This window comes from Halolamina sp. C58 (assembly GCF_051195095.1).
GTDB lineage: Archaea > Halobacteriota > Halobacteria > Halobacteriales > Haloferacaceae > Halolamina.
In genome coordinates this window covers 1,658,662-1,682,998 of record NZ_JBNTJY010000001.1, presented here as the reverse complement: position 1 = coordinate 1,682,998, position 24,337 = coordinate 1,658,662, and the positions used below count along the sequence as shown (strand labels likewise).

Annotated in this window: 28 protein-coding genes; 12 read left to right on the top strand and 16 right to left on the bottom strand. The window is 69.1% G+C overall.

Going from position 1 to position 24,337, the window contains the following annotated elements:
* Positions 1-58 precede the first annotated feature (58 nt).
* From ndk to rpl7ae, 4 genes are read right to left on the bottom strand one after another with little or no spacing between them, the layout of a single operon-like run.
* Complete coding sequence (gene ndk / locus ACQUSM_RS08795) at positions 59-523, bottom strand: nucleoside-diphosphate kinase (protein WP_435117805.1); 465 nt, start codon at positions 521-523, stop codon at positions 59-61.
* Positions 520-903: a 50S ribosomal protein L24e gene (locus tag ACQUSM_RS08790; RefSeq protein ID WP_435117803.1), complete on the bottom strand. Its 384-nt coding sequence runs from the start codon at positions 901-903 to the stop codon at positions 520-522. Before ACQUSM_RS08790 ends, ndk begins: the two co-directional genes overlap by 4 nt.
* Positions 903-1,130 (bottom strand): 30S ribosomal protein S28e, encoded by a 228-nt coding sequence (locus tag ACQUSM_RS08785; RefSeq protein ID WP_053947090.1) that lies wholly within the window; start codon positions 1,128-1,130, stop codon positions 903-905. Before ACQUSM_RS08785 ends, ACQUSM_RS08790 begins: the two co-directional genes overlap by 1 nt.
* A 3-nt stretch (positions 1,131-1,133) precedes the next feature.
* Entirely contained in the window at positions 1,134-1,496 is a 363-nt protein-coding gene (rpl7ae, locus tag ACQUSM_RS08780; RefSeq protein WP_053947091.1) for a 50S ribosomal protein L7Ae, read from the bottom strand.
* A 201-nt stretch (positions 1,497-1,697) separates the two neighbouring features.
* Between rpl7ae and tmcA the strand changes: the two genes are divergently transcribed.
* Positions 1,698-4,004, top strand: coding sequence for a tRNA(Met) cytidine acetyltransferase TmcA (tmcA, locus tag ACQUSM_RS08775; protein ID WP_435117800.1), 2,307 nt, complete (start codon positions 1,698-1,700; stop codon positions 4,002-4,004).
* 37 nt (positions 4,005-4,041) lie between these two features.
* On the opposite strand, the gene ACQUSM_RS08770 is transcribed toward tmcA, so the two are convergent.
* Entirely contained in the window at positions 4,042-4,830 is a 789-nt protein-coding gene (locus tag ACQUSM_RS08770) for a TrmB family transcriptional regulator (protein WP_435117798.1), read from the bottom strand.
* Between the two features lie 145 nt (positions 4,831-4,975).
* Between ACQUSM_RS08770 and ACQUSM_RS08765 the strand changes: the two genes are divergently transcribed.
* Complete coding sequence (locus tag ACQUSM_RS08765; RefSeq protein WP_435118311.1) at positions 4,976-5,308, top strand: DMT family transporter; 333 nt, start codon at positions 4,976-4,978, stop codon at positions 5,306-5,308.
* Positions 5,309-5,363: 55 nt separating this feature from the next.
* Here the strand turns inward: ACQUSM_RS08765 and ACQUSM_RS08760 are convergent, their stop codons facing one another.
* A complete protein-coding gene (locus tag ACQUSM_RS08760; protein WP_379732613.1) occupies positions 5,364-5,735 on the bottom strand; it encodes a 4Fe-4S dicluster domain-containing protein in 372 nt (123 codons plus the stop codon).
* A gap of 81 nt (positions 5,736-5,816) precedes the next feature.
* Between ACQUSM_RS08760 and ACQUSM_RS08755 the strand changes: the two genes are divergently transcribed.
* Entirely contained in the window at positions 5,817-6,302 is a 486-nt protein-coding gene (locus ACQUSM_RS08755) for a DUF456 domain-containing protein (protein WP_435117795.1), read from the top strand.
* Here ACQUSM_RS08755 and ACQUSM_RS08750 read toward each other — a convergent pair.
* On the bottom strand, positions 6,299-7,126 hold the full coding sequence (locus ACQUSM_RS08750) for an alpha/beta fold hydrolase (RefSeq protein ID WP_435117793.1): 828 nt from the start codon (positions 7,124-7,126) through the stop codon (positions 6,299-6,301). The two genes, ACQUSM_RS08755 and ACQUSM_RS08750, sit on opposite strands and share 4 nt — an antisense overlap.
* A gap of 69 nt (positions 7,127-7,195) precedes the next feature.
* Positions 7,196-8,590, bottom strand: coding sequence for an amidase (locus ACQUSM_RS08745; protein WP_435117791.1), 1,395 nt, complete (start codon positions 8,588-8,590; stop codon positions 7,196-7,198).
* A gap of 206 nt (positions 8,591-8,796) precedes the next feature.
* Here ACQUSM_RS08745 and ACQUSM_RS08740 point away from each other — a divergent pair, with 206 nt between their 5' ends.
* The 4 genes from ACQUSM_RS08740 to ACQUSM_RS08725 all read left to right on the top strand — a co-directional run bounded on the left by ACQUSM_RS08740 (position 8,797) and on the right by ACQUSM_RS08725 (position 12,165).
* Positions 8,797-9,204, top strand: coding sequence for a DoxX family protein (locus ACQUSM_RS08740; RefSeq protein ID WP_435117789.1), 408 nt, complete (start codon positions 8,797-8,799; stop codon positions 9,202-9,204).
* A gap of 40 nt (positions 9,205-9,244) precedes the next feature.
* A complete protein-coding gene (locus ACQUSM_RS08735) occupies positions 9,245-10,129 on the top strand; it encodes a fumarylacetoacetate hydrolase family protein (RefSeq protein WP_435117787.1) in 885 nt (294 codons plus the stop codon).
* The gene (locus tag ACQUSM_RS08730; protein WP_435117785.1) at positions 10,129-11,115 is read left to right on the top strand and encodes a TatD family hydrolase; all 987 of its coding nucleotides are present in this window, start codon (positions 10,129-10,131) and stop codon (positions 11,113-11,115) included. The genes ACQUSM_RS08735 and ACQUSM_RS08730 overlap by 1 nt, the downstream gene beginning before the upstream one ends.
* Before the next feature lie 93 nt (positions 11,116-11,208).
* Positions 11,209-12,165: a VOC family protein gene (locus tag ACQUSM_RS08725; RefSeq protein WP_435117783.1), complete on the top strand. Its 957-nt coding sequence runs from the start codon at positions 11,209-11,211 to the stop codon at positions 12,163-12,165.
* A gap of 24 nt (positions 12,166-12,189) precedes the next feature.
* Here ACQUSM_RS08725 and ACQUSM_RS08720 read toward each other — a convergent pair whose 3' ends face one another.
* Positions 12,190-12,804 carry a TetR/AcrR family transcriptional regulator gene (locus ACQUSM_RS08720; protein WP_435117781.1) on the bottom strand — a complete coding sequence of 205 codons (615 nt, stop codon included), beginning with the start codon at positions 12,802-12,804 and terminating at the stop codon, positions 12,190-12,192.
* 87 nt (positions 12,805-12,891) lie between these two features.
* Between ACQUSM_RS08720 and ACQUSM_RS08715 the strand changes: the two genes are divergently transcribed.
* Both ACQUSM_RS08715 and metG read left to right on the top strand, forming a co-directional pair.
* Positions 12,892-13,170, top strand: coding sequence for a hypothetical protein (locus ACQUSM_RS08715; RefSeq protein ID WP_435117778.1), 279 nt, complete (start codon positions 12,892-12,894; stop codon positions 13,168-13,170).
* 239 nt (positions 13,171-13,409) lie between these two features.
* Positions 13,410-15,485: a methionine--tRNA ligase gene (metG, locus tag ACQUSM_RS08710; protein ID WP_435117776.1), complete on the top strand. Its 2,076-nt coding sequence runs from the start codon at positions 13,410-13,412 to the stop codon at positions 15,483-15,485.
* A 178-nt stretch (positions 15,486-15,663) separates the two neighbouring features.
* Here metG and ACQUSM_RS08705 read toward each other — a convergent pair whose 3' ends face one another.
* Both ACQUSM_RS08705 and ACQUSM_RS08700 read right to left on the bottom strand, forming a co-directional pair.
* The gene (locus ACQUSM_RS08705; protein ID WP_435117774.1) at positions 15,664-15,894 is read right to left on the bottom strand and encodes a hypothetical protein; all 231 of its coding nucleotides are present in this window, start codon (positions 15,892-15,894) and stop codon (positions 15,664-15,666) included.
* Positions 15,894-16,742: a M48 family metallopeptidase gene (locus ACQUSM_RS08700; protein ID WP_435118309.1), complete on the bottom strand. Its 849-nt coding sequence runs from the start codon at positions 16,740-16,742 to the stop codon at positions 15,894-15,896. Before ACQUSM_RS08700 ends, ACQUSM_RS08705 begins: the two co-directional genes overlap by 1 nt.
* Positions 16,743-16,882: 140 nt before the next feature.
* On the opposite strand from ACQUSM_RS08700, the gene ACQUSM_RS08695 reads away from it, so the two are divergent.
* A complete protein-coding gene (locus ACQUSM_RS08695; RefSeq protein WP_435117772.1) occupies positions 16,883-17,122 on the top strand; it encodes a ferredoxin in 240 nt (79 codons plus the stop codon).
* 75 nt (positions 17,123-17,197) lie between these two features.
* Positions 17,198-19,621, top strand: coding sequence for a DEAD/DEAH box helicase (locus ACQUSM_RS08690; RefSeq protein ID WP_435117770.1), 2,424 nt, complete (start codon positions 17,198-17,200; stop codon positions 19,619-19,621).
* A gap of 62 nt (positions 19,622-19,683) precedes the next feature.
* Here the strand turns inward: ACQUSM_RS08690 and ACQUSM_RS08685 are convergent, their stop codons facing one another.
* From ACQUSM_RS08685 to ACQUSM_RS08670, 4 genes are all read right to left on the bottom strand, one after another.
* Positions 19,684-20,319 carry an Sjogren's syndrome/scleroderma autoantigen 1 family protein gene (locus ACQUSM_RS08685; protein WP_435117767.1) on the bottom strand — a complete coding sequence of 212 codons (636 nt, stop codon included), beginning with the start codon at positions 20,317-20,319 and terminating at the stop codon, positions 19,684-19,686.
* Between the two features lie 90 nt (positions 20,320-20,409).
* Positions 20,410-20,784 (bottom strand): NifU family protein, encoded by a 375-nt coding sequence (locus tag ACQUSM_RS08680; RefSeq protein WP_435117765.1) that lies wholly within the window; start codon positions 20,782-20,784, stop codon positions 20,410-20,412.
* Positions 20,785-20,853: 69 nt separating this feature from the next.
* Entirely contained in the window at positions 20,854-21,189 is a 336-nt protein-coding gene (locus ACQUSM_RS08675; protein WP_435117763.1) for a DUF5783 family protein, read from the bottom strand.
* Positions 21,190-21,237: 48 nt separating this feature from the next.
* Positions 21,238-21,885: a DUF7504 family protein gene (locus tag ACQUSM_RS08670; RefSeq protein ID WP_435117761.1), complete on the bottom strand. Its 648-nt coding sequence runs from the start codon at positions 21,883-21,885 to the stop codon at positions 21,238-21,240.
* A gap of 138 nt (positions 21,886-22,023) precedes the next feature.
* On the opposite strand from ACQUSM_RS08670, the gene ACQUSM_RS08665 reads away from it, so the two are divergent.
* The gene (locus ACQUSM_RS08665) at positions 22,024-22,842 is read left to right on the top strand and encodes a fumarylacetoacetate hydrolase family protein (RefSeq protein ID WP_435117759.1); all 819 of its coding nucleotides are present in this window, start codon (positions 22,024-22,026) and stop codon (positions 22,840-22,842) included.
* 25 nt (positions 22,843-22,867) lie between these two features.
* Here the strand turns inward: ACQUSM_RS08665 and thiC are convergent, their stop codons facing one another.
* Positions 22,868-24,316, bottom strand: coding sequence for a phosphomethylpyrimidine synthase ThiC (thiC, locus tag ACQUSM_RS08660; RefSeq protein ID WP_435117757.1), 1,449 nt, complete (start codon positions 24,314-24,316; stop codon positions 22,868-22,870).
* Positions 24,317-24,337 lie beyond the last annotated feature (21 nt).

Genomic DNA, 24,337 nt, shown 5'->3' with positions numbered 1-24,337 from the left:
GTTTGTGGTTCCGGCGCCGTCGCTGGCCGGTCGAGAGAAACGGAAGGACGACGAAGCGTTACTCGTACAGCCAGGCTTCGTCGGGGCGCTCGTAGTCGATCAGCTCCGCCTCGTCGAAGAACAGCTCGATCTCGCGCTCGTTCGAGCCCGGATCCTCGTGGTCCGAGGCGTGGATGACGTTGCGCCCGAGGTCCAGCCCGAGGTCGCCGCGGATCGTGCCCGCGGGCGACTCGGCGGGGTCGGTCTCGCCGACCATCGATCGGACCTGTCGGGTCGCGTCCTGGCCCTCCCAGACCATCGCGAAGACGGGGCCGGAGGTGATGAACTCGACGAGGCCCTCGAAGAACGGCTTGTCCTCGTGCTCGCCGTAGTGCTCCTCGGCGAGCTCACGGTCGATCTCGATGAACTTCCCGCCGACAAGCTTCAGGCCGCGCTGCTCGAACCGGGAGACGATCTCGCCGATCAGCCCGCGCTTGACGCCGTCGGGCTTGACCATGACGAACGTGCGCTCGCGCTCGCTCATTCCTCGTCCTCCTCGTCGTCAGCCGCGGACTCCTCGTCGTCGGCCGCCTCCTCGCTCTCGGATTCGGCGTCCTCGTCCGCGTCGGCCTCGGCAGCTTCCTCGGCGTCCTCCTCGACCTCCTCGGTCTCGGACTCGGCCGCTTCCGCTTCCTCGGTCGCCTCTTCTTCTTCCTCTTCCTCGGCGGCCGCCTCGGCTTCGACGCCGTGGTCGCCGCCTTCCTCGGTCCACTCCAGATCTCGGGGCTCGCGCCCGAGGTCGGCGTTCTTCTCACATTTCGCCGAGCAGTAGTGGACGACGCTGCCGTTCGTGTGGACGAACATCGTGCCCGTGCCGGGCTCGACGTCGTCGCCACAGTAGTCACAGGTTCGGTTCTGGGGCATCAGGCACCTCCGATGGAGTCGGCGTCACGCTGGGTCTCCCGCAGCTGGAGGATGTCGCCCTCCCGCACGGGACCCAGCACGTTCCGCGTGATGATGCGACCTTGGTTCGAGCCGTCCTGGATGCGGCACTTGACCTGCATCGCCTCGCCGTGCATCCCGGTCTTGCCGACGATCTCGATCACCTCGGCCGGCGTCGATTCCGTGCCGTTCTCCTCTTCTGCGCTCATGGGTTACCGGAGTTCCTCGACCTTCTCGGAGATGTCCTCGACGTCGTCCTCGGCGTCGCCGGCGTCGACGATGCCGGCGGCGGCGCTGCCGACCTCGAGGCCGGCGGCGTGACCCAGGTCGTCCTGAGTCTCGACGAAGACGACCGCGATGCCCTTCTCCTCGGCGAGTTCGGGCAGGTGCATGACGATCTCCTCGGGCTCGACGTCCTCGGCGACGAACACGAGATCCGCGTTCCCGCGCTCGACGGCCTTGGTCGTCTCGTTGGTTCCTTTCTTCACGGTGCCGGTGTCCCGGGCGACCTCGAGCGCGTCGAGCGCGCGGTCGGCGAGGTCGGCGGGGGTCTCGTAGTCGACGTAAACTGGCATTGTTGTAGTACCTCGTCCTGCCTGCGGGCTCGACTGCCCCACCGGAACTGCGTCCCTGACGGTGGGGAGTATCATCAACCCCTGACAGGCTTCGACCGTCGATTCGCTAGCCCCACGTAAAAGCGTGTTCAAACTGCCGGCACCGTGACAGCGCCCGACACGGGCCGAAACGGGCAAACCGACGGCGGGCGAACGCCGCCCGTGACCCTCGCTTCGCTCGCCGCCGACCTCCGCGCGGAGGCCGACCGCGCGAACGAACGCCGCCTGCTCGTGCTCTCCGGCTCCGCCGACCCGACCCGCCGTGCGGCCGTCGACACCGTCGAGGCCGCCGACCTGCCGATCCCGGACTGCACCGCCGTCTCGGCTGCCGACGACTGGCCGTTCGAGTACGTCGGCCCGCGACAGTCCCGCGAACTCCTCGGCCGGACCCAGCAGGCCATCGTCCTCGACGCGCACGAGGAGTGCTCGCCCAACGCGATCGGCCGCACCGTCGGCGCGGTCGACGGCGGCGGGCTGTACGTCCTGCTCGCGCCGGATCTCGACGACTGGCCCGAGCGCCGCGACGCGTTCGACGAGACGCTCGCCGTCCCGCCGTTCGAGATCGACGACGTTGACGGGCAGTTCCGCCGCCGGCTCGTCGAGACGCTCCGGGCTCACCCGGGCGTGGCAATCTGCGAGGTCGGGGAGGAGTACGACGGCCCGGGGAGCGAGGCGGTCGATATTCGGGACGACGGACTCACCGACCCGTTCCCTGCCCGCCACCGGGAAACGCCCGAACCGCCCGCAGACGCGACGTTCGCCGACGACATCTACCGCGCCTGCGAGACGGTCGATCAGGCGGAAGCGGTCCACGAACTCGAAGCGTTGCGGGAGGAGAACGCCGCCGCCCCGGCCGTCGTCGTCGAAGCGGACCGCGGCCGCGGGAAGTCAAGCGCCGCCGGGCTCGCGGCGGGTGCGCTCGCCCGCGAGGGGGCGGACGTACTCGTGACTGCGCCCGAGCGTCGCGGCGCCGACGAGATCTTCGCCCGCGCCCGGGAGCGTCTCGACGCAGTCGGCGAACTGGTCACCGCCGAGGAGAACCGCGTCGACGCCGCCGCCGGCGGCCGCGTTCGCTTCGCCCCCCCGCCGGAGGCCGCGGACCTCCCCGGCGACCCGGACGCCGTGATTGTCGACGAGGCGGCCGCGCTCCCCGTCTCGCTGCTCGAACGCTTCCTCGACGGCCCGCCGGCCGCGTTCTGTACGACAGTCCACGGCTACGAGGGGGCGGGCCGGAGCTTCGACGTGCGCTTCCGCGGGAGCCTCGCGGACTCCGGGCGCGAGGTGGTCGACGTCCGCCTCGACGAGCCGATCCGCTACGCCGCCGGCGACCCCGTGGAGTCGTGGGCGTTCCGCGCGCTGTTGCTGGACGCTCGGCCGCCGGTCGATCAGTTGGTCGCCGACGCGACGCCCGGGACGGTCAGCTACGAGGAACTCACCACCGAGCGCCTGCTGGCGGACGAACACCTGCTCCGGGAGGCGTTCGGCCTGCTCGTGCTCGCCCACTACCGCACCGAACCCGACGATCTCGCACGCCTGCTCGACGCGCCGAACCTCACCTGCCGCGCGCTGCTGCACGAGGGCCGGGTCGTGAGCATCGCCCTCCTCGCTCGGGAGGGGGGCCTGAGCGACGAGACACGGGAGCGCGTCTACCGCGGTGACCGCATCCGCGGGAACATGCTCCCGGACGTGTTCACCAGCCAACTCCGCGATCGCGAGGGGGGCGTCCCCGTCGGCTACCGAGTGATGCGGATCGCGACCCACCACGCCGTCCGGTCGGGCGGGCTCGGCTCGCGACTGCTCTCGGAGATCGAAGCGGAGTTCGCCGGCGATGACGGGCGCGAGGCCGACCTCCGAGGTGAGACGGTGGACTATCTGGGCGTCGGCTACGGCGCCACCCCCGAACTCCTCGACTTCTGGTGGGAGAACGGCTACCGGACGGTCCACCTCTCGACCACGAAAAACGACGCCAGCGGCGAGCACTCCGCGCTGATGGTTCGACCGTTGACCGAGGTGGGCGCCGACCTCGCCGGCCGCCACGCCGAGTGGTTCCGCGAACGCGCGCCGGGCGTGCTCGCGGGGCCGCTCTCCGGCGTCGATCCGGACGTGATCCGCCGGGCGCTGCGGGCGGTCGACGACGGCGCGGTGCCGGAGGAACCGGGCCTCTCGGAACGCGACTGGCGGGTCGTCGTCGACGCCGCCAACGGGATGGGGAGCTACCACGCCGCGCCGGCGGCGTTCACCGAACTCGCGTTGCGGGAGCTGATCCTCGGAAGCGCGGGCCTAGAGCCGGGCGAGGAGCGCTTACTCGTCGAGAAAGTCCTCCAGAACCGCGAGTGGGACGAGGTGGCCGCGGATCTGGACCGCGTCTCGACCCGGATGACGATGCGGGCGTTCGGCGACGCCTGCGAGCCGCTGGTGGAGACCTACGGGACCCCGGCCGCGAAGGAACACCGGACGTACTGGCGCTGAGTGGACGGAGCGATGATAGCCACCGTCCGGGGGCCGCTCACTCCTCGAGCGGGACGGCATCGTTCCAGAGGTGCTGGAACTGGCGTTCGAACTCCTCGACGACGTCGCCGTCGGTTACGGCAATCACGCCGATACGATCCGCGACGCTCCCGGGGTGTGGGATATCGACCGTCGTTACCGCACGGTCGACCACGTCGAAGGAGACGGGGACCTCCGAGCGGACTCTGATTTCGACTGCCGCGGCGGTAGCAGTCGTGGCGTTGAGGAGCGCCTCGGGAGCGGTTTCGAGGAGCTGCTCGCTCACGAGCAGCGACACCGACACGTCCGGTGCCGTGCCGTCGAAGAACGCGTCGACCTCCCGTTCGAGCGTCTCCCACGGGGCCGCCTCGTAGGGCGGGCCGACAACGGCGTGAACCGACGAGTTCGCCGTCCGAACGTGCTCGCGAAGCGCCGTCCGCATCTCCTCGCTGCCGAGCGTCCCGAGCCAGAGACTCGCGTCGGCCGGTGGCTGCGGGAGGAGATCCGATCGGACGGCGTCGGCGACGTCGCGGTACCGAGCCCACTCCTGCCGGAGTTCGGCGCCCCGCTCAGCGAGGAGGCGACCGACCACGGTCTCCGGCTGTTCGGCGACGTACCTCGTCGGGTCGGTCGACTGCGTCCGAACGAGCTGCCGGGCTTCGAGGCCGTTGAGCACGTCGTAGATCCGGCCCCTGGGCACGTCGCTGGCGTCCGAGAGGTCCGCCGCCGTCGCTGCGCCAGTCACGAGGAGTGTCCGGTACACCGTTTCTTCGTAGCTTGAGAGGCCGAGTTCGCCGAGAGCCGTCATCGGGGGGCACTACGCGCTCCAGTAGTTAGTACACACGTCGCGTGTGGCTGCCCGCCGCAGGCGCCGGAACCGCTGGGCGGATAACCGCCTGCAAGTGGCACGTCGTTTCAGAAAAACTACTCCCGGTCCCGCGGACGGGGATGTCGTGAACCCGTACGTGATACTCGCGGCCGCGATCGTGTCCGAACTGGTGGGAACGACCGCACTCAAGCTCTCCGAGGGGTTCTCGAACCCGGTGCCGAGCATCGGCGTCGTTGTGGGGTACGGACTCGCGTTCTACTTGGTCTCCCTGACGCTCGAAGAGCTCCCGGTGGGCGTCGTGTACGGAACGTGGGCCGCCCTCGGCATCGTCGGTGTCGCCGGGATCGGCGTCGTAGTCTTCGACGAACCCGTCGATCCGGTCGGTGCCGTCGGAATCCTGCTCATCCTGGGCGGCGTGTACTGTGTCAACGTCCTCTCAGAGATGGCCGCCCACTAGCGACCGTCGCCATCGACGGCGACCGTCACGGTCCGGCGGCCGAGCCTCGTCGTTCCTAGAGCCCGCCGCCGCCCGCGCGGCTGGCGTCCACGTCGATGGCGTCGACCGGGCAGACGTCGACACAGAGCATGCAGTCGATGCACTGGTCCTCGAAGGTGGGCTCGACCTTGCGCTCGCTCTCGGGGTGGTCGGGCGTGTCGACCCAGGTGAACACGTCGACCGGGCAGTCCTCCAGACAGGTGCCGTCGGCGATACAGAGGTCGTAGTCGACGGCGACGTGGGTGCCGTGGATGCCGAGCTGCTCCGGCGGGTCGACGGGTCCCCAGACGGCGACGGCCGCCTCGTCCTGATCCTCGCCGCTTGCGGCCGCGGCCTCCTCGCCCTCGACGCGCTCGCGGTTGCTGTCGAAGTTGGGGTCGATGGGCATAGCCGGAGTTCTCCCGCTCGACGTAAGTATCCGCTGGTGCGCCCGCGGGGGTTCTTGTACGCCGGCCGCGTTCGCCCGAACGTGATCGACACCGTGACGGCCGTCGCGCTGGCGCTGCTCGTCGCCGCCGTCGTCGCCAGCGCCGTGCCGGGCGTCCCGTCGGGGCTGCTCGCGCTCGCCGGGGTGTACGCCGAGTACGTCTTCGGCCCCGGCCGGATGGGAGTCTGGCTCCTGCTGAGTTTCACCCTCGTCGGGATCCTCACGATCGTCGTCGACCTGTTCGGCGGCGCGATCGCCGGCAGAGCCCGGGGTGCGAGCACGCGAACGACGCTGCTCGCGGCGGTCGCCGGGCTGGCGCTGTTCTTCGTCTTCGGCCCCCTCGGCGTCCTGCTGGGGATGTTCGGCACGGTGTTCGCGCTGGAGATCCGCCGCGCCGACCGCGAGTTCGAACAGGCGTGGGAGAACGCGCTCTGGGCGACGGTCGGGATGCTGGCCTCCGGCGTCGCCGTCTTCCTCCTCTCGGCGTCGATGCTCGCGGGCTACGTCGTGTTCGTGCTCTGGCTCTAACAGCCGCGCAGGAACGCCCGGAGCTCCCGCATCGCGGCGTCGTACTGGCTCTGGAACACCGCGTGGTCGGCGCCGGGCACGTGGACGAGCCGCCCGTTCGGGAGCGCGTCGGCGGCGTCCAGATCCTCGCGACGGCGGTCGGGCTCGGCGTCGGCCCGCAGCACCAGCGTCGGCGCCGAGATTTCGGGGAACAGCTCGGCGACGTACGCCTCATCGGGGTACCCCTCGCGGGCGATCTCCGCGATCTCGGGACTGCACTCGACGGCCGCCTCGGCTTCCCGGCGGGGCTGCCCGGGCGCGGCGTCGAGGTACTCCTCGGGCAGTTCGTCGGCGTTCTCCTCGGCGATCGCGTCGACGCCGCGTTCGTCCCACTCGGCGACCTGTTCGCGGACGAACGCCGCGCGCTCGTCGGGGCTCATGGGCGCCGGCTCGCCGGTGAACCCCGCGGGATCGACGAGGACGGCGCCGTTGACACGATCGGGCGCCTCGGCCGCGGCGGCGGCCACGGTCGCGCCGCCCATCGAGTGGCCCAGCAACACCGGCGCCGACAGCGCCAGCGCGTCGAGCAGCCCGAGGAGGTCGGCCGCGCGGTCGTCGACGGTGTAGCCGGTCTCGGGCGCCGCCGATCGCCCGTGTCCGCGGGCGTCGTAGCTGACGACCGTGTGGATCTCGGCGAGATCGTCGATCAGCCGGCGGCGGCTCCGGCCGTTGCTGTAGAAGCCGTGGGCGTAGACGATCGGCGGCCCCTCGCCCGTCCGGTAGTACCGGAGGTCGACGCCGTTGGCCTCGACGACGCCGCTCTCCCAGTCCGGCGGTAGATCCATGGCTTCGCGTCGGCGTCGGCAGGAAAAAGTCCGCCGACTCCTCAGTCGGGTGATCGTTCGACCGAACCCTCAGTCGAGCGCCCGCTCGACAGACTCCGCCACCCGGAGGAGGAAGCCGTCCGCCCCCGGCGGGCCGACCAACTGCAGCCCCACCGGCCGACCGTCGACCTCGCCGCAGGGGATCGACACGGCGGGCGCCCCGGTGGCGTTGAACGGCGCGGTGTTCTCGACGGTGTCGAGCACCGACACGCCGCCCCTGCCCGGTACGGCGCCGAAGGCCGGCGCCGGGATCGTCGTCGTCGGCGTCGCGAGCACGTCGATCTCGGTGAGCAGCGACTGCTGCCGGCGGATCGCGCGCCGGCGCGCGTCCCACGTCCGGCCGTACGCGTCGGGCGCCCGTTCGAGCAACGCTCGCCCGGTCTCGATCAGGTCGCGCACCCGGCCGGGCAGCGAGTCCCGGCGTTCGTTCGCCCGCCGGAGCGCCGCCCGCAGCGCCGCCGGCTGGCCCGCGCCGAGCAGCCCGCCCCGCTCCAGCAGCGCCCCGAACTCCATCACCGTCGCGGCGTCGTTGGCGTCGACCGCCGCCTCGGCCTCGGGGAACGTCACCGACACGACCTCGGCGTCGAGCTCGACTGCGGCGCTCGTCAGGGCGGACTCGATCGCCGCCTCGACCTCGGGGGTGGCGGCCGCCATGAACTCCGCGGGGACGCCCAGCCGAAGCTCCGGCGGGGTCCGATCGAGGTCCTCGACGAACGAGAGCCGGTCGGGTGCGGTCAGCGACGCGGGGTGTGTCGCTTCGCGGCCGGCGACGGCCTCCAGCACGCGTGCGGCGGTCGTGACGTCCTCGGCGAGCACGCCGACGTGATCGTTCGACGGCGAGAGCGGGACGACACCCTCCGTCGGGACCATCCCGTATGTGGGTTTGTAGCCGACGATCCCACAGAACGAGGCGGGGATGCGGACGCTGCCGGCGGTGTCGGTGCCCAGCGCGGCGTCGACCTCGCCGCTCGCGACCGCCGCGGCGCTGCCCGAAGAGGAGCCGCCCGGGACGTGTCCATCGACCGCGGGGTTCTGCGTCCGGCCGCGCGCGCTCAGCTCCCCGGTCGTGCCGAACGCGAACGGATCCATGTCCGTGGTGCCGACGATCGAACCGCCCGCCGCCCGGAGCCGTTCGACCGCGACGGCGTCGATATCGGGCGTCCACTCGAAGCAGTCGGTGCCACACGTCGTCGTCACGCCGCCGACGGCGATGTTCTCCTTCACCGCGAGGTCGAGGTCGACCAGCGACCCCGACAGCGGCGCGTCGGCGATGAACGTCTCCGCGAAGGCGTCGTGGGGGTCCGCCCGATCCTGTGGATACGGCGGATCGAACGCGCCGGCGACGCTGTCGGCGGGTAAGGACCGAACCCGGTCGAGGTAATCGTCGACCCAAGCCCCGACTCGTGGCGGGTCGGCGTTCTCCATGTCCGGGGGTTTTCGCCGTACGCATAAGGGCTGTTTGGCCGCCACACGACTCCCCGTCACGGCCGCGAGCGCCCCGAAACGGCGGTCCTGTCACCCAAGGTACGGAAACAACTATTTACCACTCTGTAAAACAGGGAAGCGATGCGCACGATTACCAGTCCGGGCGGACGTATCGACAACGAGTGCGCGGCCGCGGGGATCCGCTGATGGCGCTCGAAGCGGAGTTCCTGCTCGCGGGGCGGCTCATCTTGGGGATCCTCTTCCTCTACAACGGGTACAACCACTTCGCGGACTTCGAGAGCCGGAAGGGGTACGCCGAGTACAAGGGGACGCCCATGCCCGGCTTCGCGGTGATCGCGTCGGGCGTGATCCTCGTCCTCGGCGCGCTCGGGATCATGCTCGGCATCTACCCCGTGATCGCCGCGGGGGCGCTCGCGACGTTCCTGATCGTCGCGTCGCCGCTGTTCCACGACTTCTGGAACGCCGGCGAGGAGGAGAAGGAGAACGAACTGAACCACTTCCTCAAGAACGTCGGCCTGCTCGGGGGGACGCTCGTGCTCCTCTCGACCGGAAGCGAGGCGTGGACGTACGCGGTCGGTATCGGGCTGTTCTAACGACGACTCAGATCACTATCTACCAACGACTCAGATCACTATGGAACTCGGACAATTCACGACAGCGGACGGCGAGCAGTGGATCGGCGCGGTCGTCGACGAGGGGGTCGTCTCGCTCCCCGAAGCGGGCGCGGCGACCGGCATCGACCTCCCGTCGACGCTCACGGCACTGTTGACGGTCGAGAACTGGCAGGCGAAGGCCGAACTCGCGGTCGAGTCGGCCGTCGACGCCGACCGGGCGATCTACGCGCCCGAGTCGCTCGAGACGCGGTCGCCGGTCACCGACCCGAACAAGATCGTCGCGATCGGGCTGAACTACTCGAAACACGCCGACGAGGGCGGCGAGGACATCCCCGACGTGCCGCTGGTGTTCTCGAAGTTCAACACCTCGATCACCGGCCCCGGCGACGCGGTCGAGTGGGATCCCGACCTGACCGAGGCCGTCGACTACGAGGGCGAACTCGTGGCGGTCATCGGCGAGGAGGCTCGGAACGTGAGCGAGGACGAGGCGCTGGAGTACGTCGCCGGCTACACCGTCGGCAACGACGTGTCCGCCCGCGACCTCCAGCTCTCCGACGAGCAGTGGGTGCGCGGGAAGAGCCTCGACACGTTCGCGCCGATGGGGCCGCACTTCCGCACGGCCGACGAGATCGACGACGTGACCGACCTCGACATCTGGACGGAGGTCAACGGTGAGCGCCTGCAGGACTCCAACACCGAACACCTGATCTTCCCGATCCGGGAGCTGATCGCGTTCTGTAGCCGCTCCTTTACGCTGCAACCGGGCGACGTCATCTTCACGGGCACGCCCGACGGCGTCGGCTACTTCCGCGAGCCGAAGGTGTTGCTGGAGGACGGCGACGAGGTGACCGTCGGCGTCGAGGGCGTCGGGGAGCTCACCAACCACTGTCGCTACACCGACTGATGGACTACCCGACACAACGACCCACCGATCTGGAGGGCGGCGACGGGCTCGAATCGATCCCCGCGGAACTCCACAGCATCCCGTGGATCGATATCCACAACCACGCTCACACGCTCTCGTGGAACGACCGCGAGCGCTACGCGCTGAGCGGCTGTGCGGGGATGGTGACGATGGCCGCCGCCTACTACTGGACCCCCTACAAGCCGGTTCACCCCGAGGACGTACGCTACCTCTGGGACGACGCGCTCAACCGCCTGCCGCAGATCCGGGAGTCCCACCTGCTCGACGCGAAAGTCGGCGTCGGCATCCACACCGGCGCCCGCGTCGAGAACTACGAGGAGCTGCTGGAGGTGCTCCCCGAGTACGCGGCGCTGGAGGAGGTGGCCGCGATCGGCGAGATCGGCATCACCGAGGCCCAGCACGTCGCGGGCTGGTCGCTGGAGGAACAGAAGGACGTGACGCGGCGGCAGTTCGAGGTCGCCGCCGACCACGACCTCCCGGCCGTGGTCCACACGCCCGCCGACTTGGAGGACGTGGAGTTCCCCGAGCGCGAGAGCGGGAACCTCCCCGGCTACGAGCTCGATCTCGCGCGCCAGCAGGAGCCGGTGCTCACCTCGGAGTACCCCAAACGCGAGGCGGTGGACATCGACGCCGCGCTCGCCGACGAGGCCGGGCTCGACCACGAGCAGGTCGTGCTCTCGCACATGGACCCGAAGATCGCGCCGTACGTGCTGGAGAACACGGACTGCTACCTGAGCTTCACCGTCAGCTACCCGTGGCTGCTGGGCGTCTCGCCGACCGACGTGGCCGAGGTCGTCGCAGAGTACGGCCCCGAGCGCATCCTCGTCGAGACCGACAGCGCCGGCGTGCTCCGCAGCGACGTGTTCGCGTTCAAGCGGACGATCGCCGAGCTGTACCGCCACGGCGTCGACGTCGACGCGATCCGGCAGGTGGTGTACGAGAACCCGCAGTCGGTCCTTCCCTGAAGGGGCCGCGGGCACCTGTCGCTATCGTCGACCCGTGTGAACGTATGGTATGCAAACGATTATTATGGTCTCGGTTTTACCAAGTGGTGAACCATGCCAGACGTACCAGGGCTACACCACGTGACGGCGTTCTGTGACGACCCGCAGGACAACTACGACTTCTTCACCAACGTACTCGGGATGCGGTTCGTCAAGGAGACGGTCCGCTTCGACGTGCCCGAGAAGATCTACCACCTCTACTACGGCGACGAGGTGGGGACGGCGGGCACCATCATCACGTTCTTCCCGATGACCAACATGCCGATGGAGGAGGGGCTCGTCGGCAAGGGGCAGACGAGTTCGGTCGGGCTGACGATTCCCGAAGGGTCGGTCGAGTTCTGGACCGACCGTTTCGACGACCACGACGTCGAGTACACCGTCGAGGAGCGCTTCGACGAGACGGCGATCGCGTTCGAGGGCCCCGACGGCGTTCCCTTCGAGCTCGTCACCGGGGAGTCCGAGATCGAGGCGTACACCGACGGCAGCGACGTGCCCGAGGAGCACGGCATCCGCGGCATGTACAACGCGACGGTCCACTCGAAGGACCCCGCGGGCACGATGGACGTGCTCGAGACGCTGGGCTGGGACCGCGTCGGCGAGGCGACCCACCCGCAGGCCGGCGACCGCGTGCGGTACGAGGCGCCCGGCGACGCGCCGTGTGCGTCGAAGGTCGACGTGCTGATCCGACCGAACGCGCCCAACGGCGTGCTCGGGATCGGCACGTTCCTCCACATCGCGTTCCGCGTCGCCAACGACTGGGAGCAGGACGAGATCAGCGACATCCTCCGCGAGAACGGCTACTACACCACCTCGACGAAGGATCGTGACTACTTCCACTCCCGCTACATCACCGAACCCGGCGGATCGGTGTTCGAGTTCGCGACGGACGGCCCCGGCTTCGGGATCGATCAGGACGTCGAGGAGTACGGCGAGGAGCTGAAAGTGCCCGACTGGCTCGACGTCGACGTCGAGCGCATCAAGGAGATGCTGCCGCCCCTCGAGAAGAACTAGCTCGCCGCGAGCCGTTTTCGGCCGCTACTCGTCGACGATCAGCGAGTCGATGACGAACTCGTCGATGGCCTGTCGCGCCTGCTCCGGGGCGTCGTCGTGGCCCAGCGAGAGCTTCCGCTCCCGCGCCGCGTGGATCACGTCGGTGATGAGCTGGGCCGTCCGCTCGGGGTCCGTCTCCCGGAAGTCGCCCTGTTCGATCCCCGCGGCTACCACGTTCGTGATGCTCTCCCGGAGCCGCCGGTGGTGTTCGTCGAAGATCTCGCGGTGGCGGTCGTCGTTCTGTGCGTGGGTGAACAGCTCGTGGTACACCTTCATCCGCTCCCAGTGGTCGAACTCCTCGAACCCCGGCCCGAACAGGCACTGCCGGATGCGGATATCCAGCTCCTCGCAGGGCGGCACGTCCCGATCGACCTCGACGCTGCCCTCGTACTGCTCGATGATGTACTCGAGGAAGTTCGCGAGCAGCTCGTACTTCCCGTCGTAGTGGTAGTGGATGATCTGTCGGGTCTTCTCCATCTCCTCCCCGATGTCGCGCATCCGCAGGTCGGCGTAGCCGTGCTCGCTGACGGCCCGGAACGTCGCCTCCATGATCTCGGTACGGGTGTCCTCGGGGACTCCCTCCTGCTCCAGCTCGCTCATGGGCGCTATACCCCGGTCGGCTATATAGCGCTTTTCTCGTTCGACGCCGCCACTCGTCTTATCTACCGTCGGACACAACGGCACCCCATGGACGTCGATACCGCGGTTCGGGAGGTCGACGAGGCGGTCGCCAAGGAGATCGGCGGCGAGGACGAGGGGTTCCGCGAGTCGCTCCGTGCGGCGCTGTCGACCGTCGAGGCGGCCGCCGGCGGCGACGCCGTGGCGGACCTGACTCGCTTCGTCGCGGGGCACGTCCGCGAGGAGGCCGAGCGCCCCGCCCCGCGGGCCGTCGACGAGCGCGCCGCCGAGATCGTCCGGGAGCACGGCGCGGAACTGCCCGAGAACTCGTACCTCCGGAACGTCTGACCGCCGCCGAACGGCTGTCACACCCCCGGGAGCTTTTTTGCGTCGCCGGGGTCACGACTCGTCCGTGCTCCCCACTCGTCGCCGCGGTATGCGCCGGCCGTAGCGACGGGTGGAGCCTTCTCGGCGCCGGCGCGGGGGAGGACACGCGGCGACGCCGTCCGGTGAACCCCTCGCTCCCGGGTACCGTTCGACCACCGAAACCGGCGGGCTTTAGGCCCGCATCGACAACTTCCACCCAGATGAGTCACGAGGAGTTCCCGACCGACCGTCCCGCGGTGGTGACGTGTGGACTGCCGTACGCCAACGGCGACCTCCACATCGGTCACCTCCGGGGGTACACCGCGGCGGACGCGCTGCATCGCTCGATCGAGAAGCTCGGCCAGCAGTCGGCGTACGTCTGCGGCTCGGACATGCACGGCACCCCCATCGCCGTCAACGCCGCCCAGGAGGGCGTCTCGCCCGAGGCGTTCGCGACCCGCTACCACGAGCAGTACGCCGAGACGTTCCCGAAGTTCAACGTCGAGTTCGACAACTACGGCCACACCCACGACGAGACGAACACCGAGATCACCCGGGAGTTCGTCGAGCGCCTCGAAGCCGAGGGGTACGTGTACGAGGACGAGATCATGGTCGCGTGGGACCCACAGGAGGACCAACCCCTCCCCGACCGCTACGTCGAGGGGACCTGCCCGTACTGCGGCGAGCAGGCCCGCGGCGACGAGTGCGACGAGGGGTGTGGTCGCCACCTCGAACCCGGCGAGATCGAGGACCCCGTCTCGACGCTGACGGGCAACGCCGCGGAGTACCGCGAGCGAGAGCACAAGTACTTCGCCGTCTCCGAGCTCGCCGACTACCTGAGCGAGTTCCTCGACCGCCTCGAAGGCACGTCGAACGCAAAGAACCAGCCCCGCGAGTGGATCGAGGAGGGGCTGCAGGACTGGTGCATCACGCGAGACATGGACTGGGGGATCGACTACCCCGGCGAGGACGACCTCGTGCTGTACGTCTGGGTCGACGCCCCGATCGAGTACGTCTCCTCCACGAAGCAGTACTCCGAGCGCGTCGGCGCCGACGAATACGACTGGGAGGAGGTCTGGGGCCGCGACGGCGGCGACGGCGGCGAGATCGTCCACGTGATCGGTCGCGACATCATCCAGCACCACACGATCTTCTGGCCGGCGATGCTCCACGCCACGGGCCACGCGGAGCCGCGCGCGGTCTGTGCGACGGGGTTCGTCACCATCGACGGCAAGGGGCTCTCGACCAGCCGCAACCGCGCGATCTGGGCCGAGGAGTACCTCGACGAGGGGTTCCACCCGGATCTGCTGCGCTACTACCTCACCACGATGGGTGGGTTCCAGCAGGATCTGGACTTCACGTGGGAGCGGTTCCAGGAGCGCGTCAACGGCGAACTGGTCGGCACGGTCGGTAACTTCGTCTACCGCTCGATGCTGTTCGCGGCGCGGAACTTCGACGGCACGCCCGACGCCGAGGTCAGCGACGACGTGCGGGAGCACATCGACGCCGCGGTCGGGCAGTTCCGCGAGGCCGTGAAGGAGTACGACGTGCGCAACGCCGGCGACGCCGCGGTCGAACTCGCGCAGTTCGGCAACGAGTACATCCAGCAGCACGAGCCGTGGCAACTCGAAGACGGCAGCGACGAGCAGGCACAGGTCATCCGCGACTGTCTGCAGGTCGCGACCGCCGTCGCCGTCCTGATCGAACCGATCTGCCCGGAGAAGGCCGAGACCGTCTGGGACCAGTTGAACGTCGACGGCGACGTGCACGCCGCCGAGACCGACGCGGTGGACGCCGAGCCGGGCGCGTTCGACGAGCCGGACGAGCTGTTCGAGAAGATCGAGGACGACCGCGTCGACGAGCTCGACGCGGCGCTGGAAGAGAAGATCGAGGACGCGACTGCGGACGAGGAAGACGAGGACGAAACCGACGAGGAGGACACCGAGATGGACGAGAGCGAACTCGAACCCCTGATCGACGACCGCATCGACTTCGACACGTTCGAAGGTCTGGACATCCGCGTCGGCCGCATCGAGTCGGCCGAGGGGATCGACGGGGCCGACAAGCTGGCGCGACTCGAGGTCGACATCGGCGTCGAGACCCGGCAGATCGTCGCCGGCATCAAGCAGCTTCACGACCTCGACGAGATCGAGGGGAAGAAAGTGATCGTGCTCGCGAATCTCGAGCAGGCCGAACTGTTCGGCGTCGAGTCCAACGGGATGGTGCTCGCCGCGGGCGAGCAGGCGGACCTGCTGACGACTCACGAGGACGCCGAGCCGGGGACGAAGGTGCGGTGACGGTAAGGGTCAACCGTCCCGTGACGAAGGTGCGGTGACGGCGATGGGCAGCCGTCCCGTGACGAAGGTGCGGTGACGGCGACGGGCAGCCGTCCCGTGACGAAGGTGCGGTGACGGCGACGGGCAGCCGTCCCGTGACGAATAAGCTGTAGAAGACTGCTACCCGCGTTCTCCGTTTTCAAACGAACGTCCGGTAGCCGATCCACGCCGCGATCGCGAGACACGCCACGCCGAGCGCGCGGGCGATCCAGACCCAGCGGTCCGGAACGGGGTCGTCCGTGCCGTACCGGCCGCGCTCTCGATGGCGCCCCCCGCTCAACACGGAGAGCTTGATCGCCGCCCGCGGGGCGGCCAGCAGCCCGAGTCCCAGCAGGACGCCGAGGACGGTCGCGAGCAGTTCGCGGAGCATCACGAACGCAGGCGTTCGATGCGCTTCTCCATCGGCGGGTGGGTGGAGACGATCTTCTGCAGGAAGCCGCTGTCGGGGCTGGAGATACACAGTGCGCTCACCTGCTGATCGACGCCGCCGTCCCGCTGACGGCCGCCGCGACCCCGGCGGCCGCCCCGCGACGACTGGGCGCCGCGCTGGTTCCCCCGGCTGATCTTCTCCAGCGCTCTCGCGAGCGGATCGCCGTCGCCGATCGCCCGCTTCGCGTCGGCGTCGGCGACGTACTCGCGGTACCGCGAGATCGCGAGCACGAAGATCATCACGACGAACTGGACGACGTTCCCCACCACGATCGCGAGGAAGAAGTCCGCGATGTCGTTGTCGCCGGTCAGGAGCACCGCGAACTGGGCCGCGATGCCGACGATGGAGGCGATCCCCTGCCCGAGCTGCATGGTGACTACGTCCCGGTTCGCGATGTGTGCGAGCTCGTGAGCGAGCACGCCTTCGAGCTCCTCACGGTCGAGTAGCTGGATCAGTTCCTCGGAGACGACGACGATGCCCGCACCTTTCCGCCCGACGGCGAAGGCGTTCGGAACGCCCATCCGGGCGATCTTGAGTTCGGGCTTGTCGATCCCCATCTCCTCGGAGTGTGTCTCCACCATCCGGTGGATCTCCGGGTACTGCTGTTCGGAGAGCGCCTCGGCGCCGACGCTTCGCAGCGCCGCCCACTTCCCGATCTTGTACTGGACGCCGACGAGGAGGACGCTACCGACGACGGCGATCGGGAGGATCCCCTCCCCGAACATCGCCCACGCGGCCGCGATCACGACCATGTAGAAGCCGGCGAGGATGCTGCCCACGACGGCCATCCGGAGTTTGAGTCCCGGGTGTCGCATACCCGTGGGTGGGAGTCGGACACGGATAAATGACTCACCGGAGCGCCGGCACGCGACCCGTTCGCGGCGGTCGGAACCCACCACTTACCACCCGACGCCCCGAACGCCCGCCCATGCGAATCGAGTACGACCGGGACACCTGCATCGGGATGTTCCAGTGTGTCGCCGAGTGGGACGCCTTCGAACGCGACGAGGACGCCGGCAAGGCGGTGCTCGTCGACGGCGAGGAAGCCGAGGAAGACGTGTTCGTCCGCGAGGTGCCGGAGGACGCCGAACTGGACGCGAAGTTCGCCGCGCGGGCCTGCCCCGTCGACGCGATCGCCGTCTACGACGACGGCGAGCAGATCGTCTGAGCCGCCGAACACCGCCGTTTCAGTTCCACCACGCTCGCCGAACCCTTATCGGCGAGCGCGCCCCAGTAGGGACAAATGGCGGCCACCGACGACGTCGGCCGGATCGACCACCCGCTGCTCACCCCCGACTTCCTCGAGCAGCGGCGCTACCAGCTCGAACTGGCCGGCACCGCGAAGGCCGCCCACACGCTCGTCTGTCTCCCCACCGGCCTCGGGAAGACGACCGTCTCGCTGCTCGTGACGGCCGAACGGCTGAACGAGGTGGGCGGCAAGGCGCTGATGCTGGCGCCGACGAAGCCGCTCGTCCAGCAGCACGCCGAGTTCTACCGCGAGGCACTCCGCATCCCGGAGGAGGAGATCGTCGTGTTCACCGGCGACGTGAGCCCCGACGACCGCGCCGAGCTCTGGGACTCTGCGCGGGTCGTCATCGCAACCCCGCAGGTCGTCGAGAACGACCTCGTCGGCAACCGCATCTCGCTGTCGGACGTGACCCACCTCACGTTCGACGAGTGCCATCGCGCGACCGGCGACTACGCCTACGTCTACATCGCCGAGCGCTACCACGCCGATGCCGCCGATCCGCTCGTGACGGGGATGTCCGCCTCCCCCGGCGGCGACGAGGAGGAGATCCTGCAGGTGTGTGAGAACCTCGGACTCACCGAAGTGGAGGTGATGACCGAGGAGGACGCCGACGTGGACGAGTTCACCCACGACACCGACGTGCAGTGGGAGCGCGTCGACCTCCCCGAGGAGATCCTCGAGATCCGCGAGCTGCTGAACGAGGTGATCACGGAGCGACTGGAGGACCTGAAGGAGCTCGGCGTCACCAACACCACCCAGCCGGACCTCTCTCAGAAGAAGCTCAACGGGATGCGCGCGGAGCTGCAGAAGCTGATCAACAACGACCAGAGCGAGGGGTACCAGGGGATGAGCACCCACGCGGAGGTGATGAAGCTCCGCCGCGCGGTCGAACTGGTCGAGACCCAGTCCGTCGAGTCGGTCCGGCGCTACTTCGAGCGCCAGCGCGAGGACGCCCGCTCCTCCGGCGCCTCGAAGGCCAGCCAGCGCATGGTGAGCGATCCCCGCGTTCGCCGGGCGATGCGGAAAGCCGACACGTACGACGGCCTCCACCCGAAGTTCTCGCAGGCCCGCATCATGCTCGCCCAGACCCTCGGCATCGGCGAGGGCGAGCGCGTCATCGTGTTCACGGAGTCCCGTGACACCGCCGAGGCGCTGACGGAGTTCCTCGGCGAGAGCTTCGAGACGCGGAAGTTCGTCGGGCAGGGCGACAAGGAGGGCTCCGACGGCATGACTCAGAAACAGCAGCAGGAACGGCTCGAAGCGTTCCGCAACGGGGAGTTCGAGGTGCTGGTCTCCACCTCCGTCGCCGAGGAGGGGCTGGACGTGCCCGAGGTCGACCTCGTGCTGTTCTACGAGCCCGTCCCGACGGCGATCCGGTCGATCCAACGCAAGGGTCGGACCGGGCGACAGGCCGAGGGGAAAGTGGTCGTCTTGCTGGCGGAGGACACCCGGGACGAGGCGTTCTTCTGGATCGCCCGCCGGCGCGAACAGGAGATGGAGGATGAGCTCCGGAAGCTGAAAGGCGTCGCCGACGAGGTCGAGGAGGAGCTCGACGACGCCCAGCAGTCACTGACGGCGTTCGACACCGACGACGGGGACGGCGAGGCGCGCGAGGAACGGCTCTCCCCGGGGTTGGACGACTTTGCCGACGCCGGCGACGAGGAGAACGACGGCGACGAAACTGCCGACATCGAGAACGGTGACGGGGCTGCCGCCGAGGGGATCGTCGCGACCGCCGACTCCGATCCCGACGAGGAGGAGATCGAGATCGTCGTCGATCAGCGCGAACTCGACTCGCCGATCGCGAAGGAGCTCTCCCGCCGCGAGGGCGTCCGGACCCGGCTGGAGACGCTCGAGGTCGGCGACTACGTGCTCTCGGATCGCGTCGCCGTCGAGCGGAAGTCGGTCGCGGACTTCCTCGACACGCTGACCGGCGGCGACCGCTCGATGTTCGAGCAGGTGGGCGACCTCTCGCGGGCGTACGCCCGGCCGGTGGTGATCCTCGAAGGGGAGGACCTCTACGGCGAGCGCAACGTCCACCCCAACGCGATCCGCGGGGCGCTCTCCTCGCTCGCCATCGACTTCGACGCCAGCGTCCTCCGGACTGAGGACGAGGACGATACCGCCGACCTGCTCGAAGTGGTCGCCGGCCGCGAGCAGGAGGAGAGCGACCGCGAGGTGTCGGTCCACGGCGAGAAGTCCGGGAAGACGCTGGCCGAACAGCAGGAGTACGTCGTCGGCAGCGTCGCCGACATCGGCCCCGTGACCGCGCGGGCGCTCTTGGAGGAGTTCAAAACCGTCGAGGCGGTGATGACCGCGAAGAAGGAAGACTTGATGGACGTCGACGGGATCGGCGAGGTGACCGCCGACCGACTCCGCGAGGTCGTCGGGAGCGAGTACACCGGCGACGGCTCGTGACCTGCTGGGACCTCCGTGTCCCAGCATCGGAACCCATGCTGTCGCCGTGTTACACCGAATTCCTACTGCTCTAAGGCCGCCAGTGCCTCGGCCGCCTCCTTCGAGGCTTCGAGCCACTCCTTCGCCGTCCGGGGGTCGGTGGCCTCGTTCGCGTTCCGTGCCGTCGTCGTCACCGCACGCCGGAGTTCTGCCCGCGGCCCCGCGGCGTCGGTGGCCGTCGATTCGACTGTTCGCTCCCCTCGCGCCGGCTGCTCGTCGGCGCTCGGTCCGGCCTGCTGCTCGACGTCGGCGCCGCTTCCGGCTTCGGGTCGTGGCGCCGGCTCGGCGCCGTTCGTTCGTTCAGCGCTCCGGGACGCCTCGGTCGGCTGCTGTGACTGTGGCTCCGCCGGCTGCTGCGTTTCTGCCGGCTGCTGCGTTTCCGCCGGCTGCTGCGTTTCCGCCGGCTGCTGCGTTTCCGCCGCCTGTCGGCTGTCTGCTGCCTGCTCCTGTCCACCGGCGCCGCTGCAGGTCGGACAGAACGTTTCCCCGCTGTCCCGGAACAGGGGGTCGCCGCAGCGCTCGCAGTGCTCGTTGGTCATCGTCGCCCCTTGCAGCAGGAGCTCGCTCATGCGCTGGGTCTGCTGGCGTTTCTCCTCGTCCTTCTCGAACTTCTCGCGCAGCTTCTCCCGTTCAGCCTCCTTATCGAACTCCTCGCTCATGGGCGTGGGTTGGCGCTCCGTACTGAAAAGGCGTGGTAGTCCGGCGGCGCCGCTACGCGGTCGAAAACACGGGAACGCGACGCGCGAGCGTTAGAACGGGGCCTGCGGCCCTTCGTCGTCCTCGCCGTCGTCGTCGCCCTCGCCGGGGAAGGAGGGGCTCATGCTGCTGCCACCGGTGCCGCCGAGGTCGCCGTCTGCGCCGCCGCCCATGCCCGTGTCGGCTTCGACTTTCTCGATCTCGGGGATCTCCTTGACCATCCGGGACTTGATCGCCTGGATCGTCATCGGGGAGATACCGCAGCCCGAACACGCGCCGCCGAGCTGGATGTGGACGACACCCTCCTCTCGGTCGAGGTGGGTGATCGAGGACGAACCGCCGTGCATCTGAATCTGCGGGAAGTTGCGCCGCAGGAAGTTGCTGATGCGGTCGCGAAGGTCGTCGCCGGACTGGCTCTCCGTGCTCATACGTTCACTTCGCGAGCGGGCGGCTTATGCCTTTGGTTCGGGGCGGCCCGAACACGTTCGATACCCGGCTCAGGCCTCGCTCTCGGCCCGCTCGACGCCGAACAGCTCGTGGAGCTCGGCGACGATCTCGTCGGTGTAGCGATCGAGCGTCTCGGTCAGCGTCTCGGCGTCGGCGTCGACCGCCGTCACGCGATCCGTGGGGCTCTCGGGGAGTTCGACCTCGAAGCGGCCGTCGACGAAGTGGGGCTCGGACTCGTTGAGCACCTGCTGATCGATCGCGTGGATCAGGTCCGAGTCGTACTGCCCGTTCATCGTCTCGAACGCGTTCTTGTAGGCGCGCTGGAGCTCGGCGAAGTGCTCGGTGTACTTCTCCTCCTCGAACGTCTCGGGGTCGAAATCGGCCATTACCCGCGATTGGCGCGGCGGCGGCAAAAGTGGGGCGAATCGCCGGGCTCAGAACCCGACCCACTCGGTGGGGCCGATCCCCGACTCGCGGTAGCGGAACGATCGCCCGTCCTCGTCGCGTCGGGTGGTGATCACGGCGTCGAACGGCTGGGTGAGCGTGGTGACCGCCTCCTCGCCGGCGGCGTCGTCGTCGATCACGGCGACGGTCGGCCAGTTCATCCCCCCCGACTCGGCGAGCAGCACGCGGAGGAACTGGTACACCTGTTCGGTGTTGCTGTACATCAGCAGCTCCGACAGCGAGTGGAGGCCGACGGCGACGTGCTCGACGCCGTCGTCCTGGAACCGGTCCACGAGATCGGTGAACTTCACGCCCACCTCGGTGAGGTTCTTCGGCGAAGAGGCGTAGCGGACGAGCTCGCCGCCGCCGTCGTCCTGTCCCTGTACCCGGCTGGCGCAGTCGACGACGCCGAAGCAGTCGGGGTCGCCGTAGGCGGCGAAGTCCGAGCGGGCGCCGCTGTGCTGTCGGCTGGTGGAGACGAGCAGCGAGCAGTCCGCCAGCGCACTCAGGAGGCGGAGGAGCAGATCGTACTTCCCGGACATCGCGGGCCCGCGGACGAGCACGCTCTTGCCCGCCGCGAGCTCGCCGACGGGGATGGCGGAGTCCAGGGCCTCGCTCGTGGGCTCCTCCATTTTCATACGCACACCTCGCGGGGAAACCACAAAACGCTGTTCCCTCCCTCGGCGGTGGTCCGAGAGGTTGATGGCGGTTCCGTGCCGACCCGTGTGTATGACGAGCGATTCACACGCCGCCGACCCGATCCGGGGGTGGCGCTGATGCGCTATCTGGCCCGAACCGCGGATGGCGAGGCGCTGCTGGGCGACGACGACGGCTTCGTCCCGCTCGCGGCCGCATCCGAGCACGCGAGCGTCCGCGACGCGCTGCCGGCCGCGGCTGCGGGGACGCTCCCGGCTCCGGATTCCGCGACCGCCGACAGGATCCCCCGGGAGAAGCGCTCGCTGGGCGCGTTCCTCGACGAGCCGGGCAAGCTGTTCGGCATCGGCCTCAACTACGTCGAACACGCCGGCGACCTCTCGGAGGAGGCTCCCGAGGAGCCGGCGAGCTTCTTCAAGCCCGCGACGGCGGCGACCGGCCCGGGCGGGCCGATCCGACTCCCCCCGGCGTCGATCAGCGAGCGCGTGACCGCCGAGGCCGAGCTCGCGGTCGTGATCGGCCGGACCTGCCGGAACGTCGACGCCGCGGACGCCGACGACGTGATCGCCGGCTACGCGCCGGTGATCGACGTGACTGCCGAGGACGTGCTCCAGCGCAATCCGCGGTTCCTGACGCGCTCGAAGAGCTTCGACACGTTCCTCGTGCTCGGCCCGCATCTCGCGGTGCCCGAAGCCGGCACCGACCTCTCGGACGCGACCGTCCGAACGATCGTCGACGGCGAGACGGTCGCGGAGAACGTCGTCGGGAACATGACGTTCCCGCCGCGGGAGCTGGTGGCGTTCCACTCCGACGTGATGACGCTCGAACCCGGCGACGTGATCTCGACGGGGACGCCCGGCGCAGGCGTGATCGAGCCGGGCGATCACGTGCGTGCCGAGGTCGAGGGGTTCGGCAGCGTCGGCGCGGACGTGGTGCGGTAGTCGGCCGGTTCGACCGCCCCGTGGCTCAGTCGTCGGTGTGTGACGCCTCGGGCGTGAACGTGACGCCGTCGATCTCGATCTCGTCGGGAACGCCGCTCGTGTCGTGACTGCCGACCGGCGGAAGGTTCACCGCCGCGGCGGGGGAGTCGTCGAGGTCGGTCGTGTCGTCGATCTCGGACATCTCGCCGTCGGCCTCGCGGGCGTCCTGATCGATCCGCATCGAGCAGAACTCGACGCCGCACATCGAGCAGAACCGTGCCTCCTTGTAGTTGTCTCCGGGGAGGGTCTGGTCGTGGTACGACCGGGCACGGTCGGGGTCGAGCGCGAGGTCGAACTGCCGGCGCCAGTCGAACTCGTAGCGCGCCTCCGAGAGCGCGTCGTCCCAGTCGCGGGCTCCGGGGAGGTCGTTGGCCACGTCGGCCGCGTGGGCGGCGATCCGGTAGGCAGCCAGTCCGTCGCGAACGTCTTCCCGCTCCGGGAGCCCCAAGTGCTCCTTGGGGGTGACGTAACACAGCATCGCGGCGCCGGCCCGTGCCGCCTCGGTCGCGCCGATGGCGCTCGTGATGTGGTCGTACCCTGGCGCGATGTCGGTGACGAGCGGCCCGAGCACGTAGAAGGGAGCGCCGTCACAGAGCTCCTGTTGGCGCCGGACGTTCTCGGCCACCTGATCCATCGGGACGTGCCCCGGCCCCTCGACCATCACTTGGACGCCGTGGTCCCACGCGGTCCGCGTGAGCTCGCCCAGCGTCTCCAGCTCCGCGAACTGCGCGTCGTCGCCGGCGTCGGCCAGCGACCCCGGCCGGAGCCCGTCCCCGAGCGAGAACGTCACGTCGTGCTCGGCGAAGATCTCGCAGATCTCCTCGAAGCTCGCGTACAGCGGGTTCTGCATCCCGTTCTCCTCGATCCACTGGGCGAGGATCGAGCCGCCCCGCGAGACGATCCCGGTCTTCCGCCCGTCCGTCAGGGGGAGGTGTTCCATCAGGACGCCGGCGTGGATCGTCATGTAGTCGACCCCCTGCGCGGCCTGCTTCTCGATCACCTCGAGCAGCAGCTCGTGGGTGAGGTCGGTCGGGTCGTCGACGTGGGTGACCGCCTCGTAGATCGGGACCGTCCCCACGGGGACGGGCGAGTGCTCGACGTTTGCCTCGCGGATCCCGTCGAGGTTCGCCCCCGTCGAGAGGTCCATCACCGTGTCCGCGCCGTAGTGGACCGCCGTGTGGAGCTTCTCGAGTTCGCCCTCCAGATCGCTCGTCTCCTCGCTGTTCCCGATGTTGGCGTTGACTTTCGTGGCGAACTCCCGGCCGATGATCATCGGATCCAGCGACTCGTGGCCGTGGTTGGCCGGGATCACTGCCTGCCCGTCGGCGACCTGCTGGCGGACGAACTCGGGGTCGCGGTTCTCCCGCTCGGCGACTCGTTCCATCGCTGCCGTCAGTTCACCGTCCCGGGCCCGTTGAAGCTGGGTTCGCGCCATTGATCACTCAGTTGTACCACT

Excerpts from the sequence above, each read along its gene's own strand:
- ACQUSM_RS08790 (WP_435117803.1), bottom strand. The coding sequence starts at position 903 with ATGCCCCAGAACCGAACCTGTGACTACTGTGGCGACGACGTCGAGCCC.
- ACQUSM_RS08685 (WP_435117767.1), bottom strand. The coding sequence starts at position 20,319 with ATGAGCGAGGAGTTCGATAAGGAGGCTGAACGGGAGAAGCTGCGCGAG.
- ACQUSM_RS08675 (WP_435117763.1), bottom strand. The coding sequence starts at position 21,189 with ATGGCCGATTTCGACCCCGAGACGTTCGAGGAGGAGAAGTACACCGAG.
- ACQUSM_RS08770 (WP_435117798.1), bottom strand. The coding sequence starts at position 4,830 with ATGACGGCTCTCGGCGAACTCGGCCTCTCAAGCTACGAAGAAACGGTG.
- ACQUSM_RS08785 (WP_053947090.1), bottom strand. The coding sequence starts at position 1,130 with ATGAGCGCAGAAGAGGAGAACGGCACGGAATCGACGCCGGCCGAGGTG.
- ACQUSM_RS08670 (WP_435117761.1), bottom strand. The coding sequence starts at position 21,885 with ATGAAAATGGAGGAGCCCACGAGCGAGGCCCTGGACTCCGCCATCCCC.
- rpl7ae (WP_053947091.1), bottom strand. The coding sequence starts at position 1,496 with ATGCCAGTTTACGTCGACTACGAGACCCCCGCCGACCTCGCCGACCGC.
- ACQUSM_RS08730 (WP_435117785.1), top strand. The coding sequence starts at position 10,129 with ATGGACTACCCGACACAACGACCCACCGATCTGGAGGGCGGCGACGGG.
- ndk (WP_435117805.1), bottom strand. The coding sequence starts at position 523 with ATGAGCGAGCGCGAGCGCACGTTCGTCATGGTCAAGCCCGACGGCGTC.
- ACQUSM_RS08680 (WP_435117765.1), bottom strand. The coding sequence starts at position 20,784 with ATGAGCACGGAGAGCCAGTCCGGCGACGACCTTCGCGACCGCATCAGC.
- ACQUSM_RS08745 (WP_435117791.1), bottom strand. The coding sequence starts at position 8,590 with ATGGAGAACGCCGACCCGCCACGAGTCGGGGCTTGGGTCGACGATTAC.
- ACQUSM_RS08740 (WP_435117789.1), top strand. The coding sequence starts at position 8,797 with ATGGCGCTCGAAGCGGAGTTCCTGCTCGCGGGGCGGCTCATCTTGGGG.
- ACQUSM_RS08695 (WP_435117772.1), top strand. The coding sequence starts at position 16,883 with ATGCGAATCGAGTACGACCGGGACACCTGCATCGGGATGTTCCAGTGT.
- ACQUSM_RS08720 (WP_435117781.1), bottom strand. The coding sequence starts at position 12,804 with ATGAGCGAGCTGGAGCAGGAGGGAGTCCCCGAGGACACCCGTACCGAG.
- ACQUSM_RS08665 (WP_435117759.1), top strand. The coding sequence starts at position 22,024 with ATGCGCTATCTGGCCCGAACCGCGGATGGCGAGGCGCTGCTGGGCGAC.
- ACQUSM_RS08725 (WP_435117783.1), top strand. The coding sequence starts at position 11,209 with ATGCCAGACGTACCAGGGCTACACCACGTGACGGCGTTCTGTGACGAC.
- ACQUSM_RS08705 (WP_435117774.1), bottom strand. The coding sequence starts at position 15,894 with ATGCTCCGCGAACTGCTCGCGACCGTCCTCGGCGTCCTGCTGGGACTC.
- ACQUSM_RS08750 (WP_435117793.1), bottom strand. The coding sequence starts at position 7,126 with ATGGATCTACCGCCGGACTGGGAGAGCGGCGTCGTCGAGGCCAACGGC.
- thiC (WP_435117757.1), bottom strand. The coding sequence starts at position 24,316 with ATGGCGCGAACCCAGCTTCAACGGGCCCGGGACGGTGAACTGACGGCA.
- metG (WP_435117776.1), top strand. The coding sequence starts at position 13,410 with ATGAGTCACGAGGAGTTCCCGACCGACCGTCCCGCGGTGGTGACGTGT.
- ACQUSM_RS08690 (WP_435117770.1), top strand. The coding sequence starts at position 17,198 with ATGGCGGCCACCGACGACGTCGGCCGGATCGACCACCCGCTGCTCACC.
- ACQUSM_RS08760 (WP_379732613.1), bottom strand. The coding sequence starts at position 5,735 with ATGCCCATCGACCCCAACTTCGACAGCAACCGCGAGCGCGTCGAGGGC.
- ACQUSM_RS08735 (WP_435117787.1), top strand. The coding sequence starts at position 9,245 with ATGGAACTCGGACAATTCACGACAGCGGACGGCGAGCAGTGGATCGGC.
- ACQUSM_RS08715 (WP_435117778.1), top strand. The coding sequence starts at position 12,892 with ATGGACGTCGATACCGCGGTTCGGGAGGTCGACGAGGCGGTCGCCAAG.
- ACQUSM_RS08700 (WP_435118309.1), bottom strand. The coding sequence starts at position 16,742 with ATGGCCGTCGTGGGCAGCATCCTCGCCGGCTTCTACATGGTCGTGATC.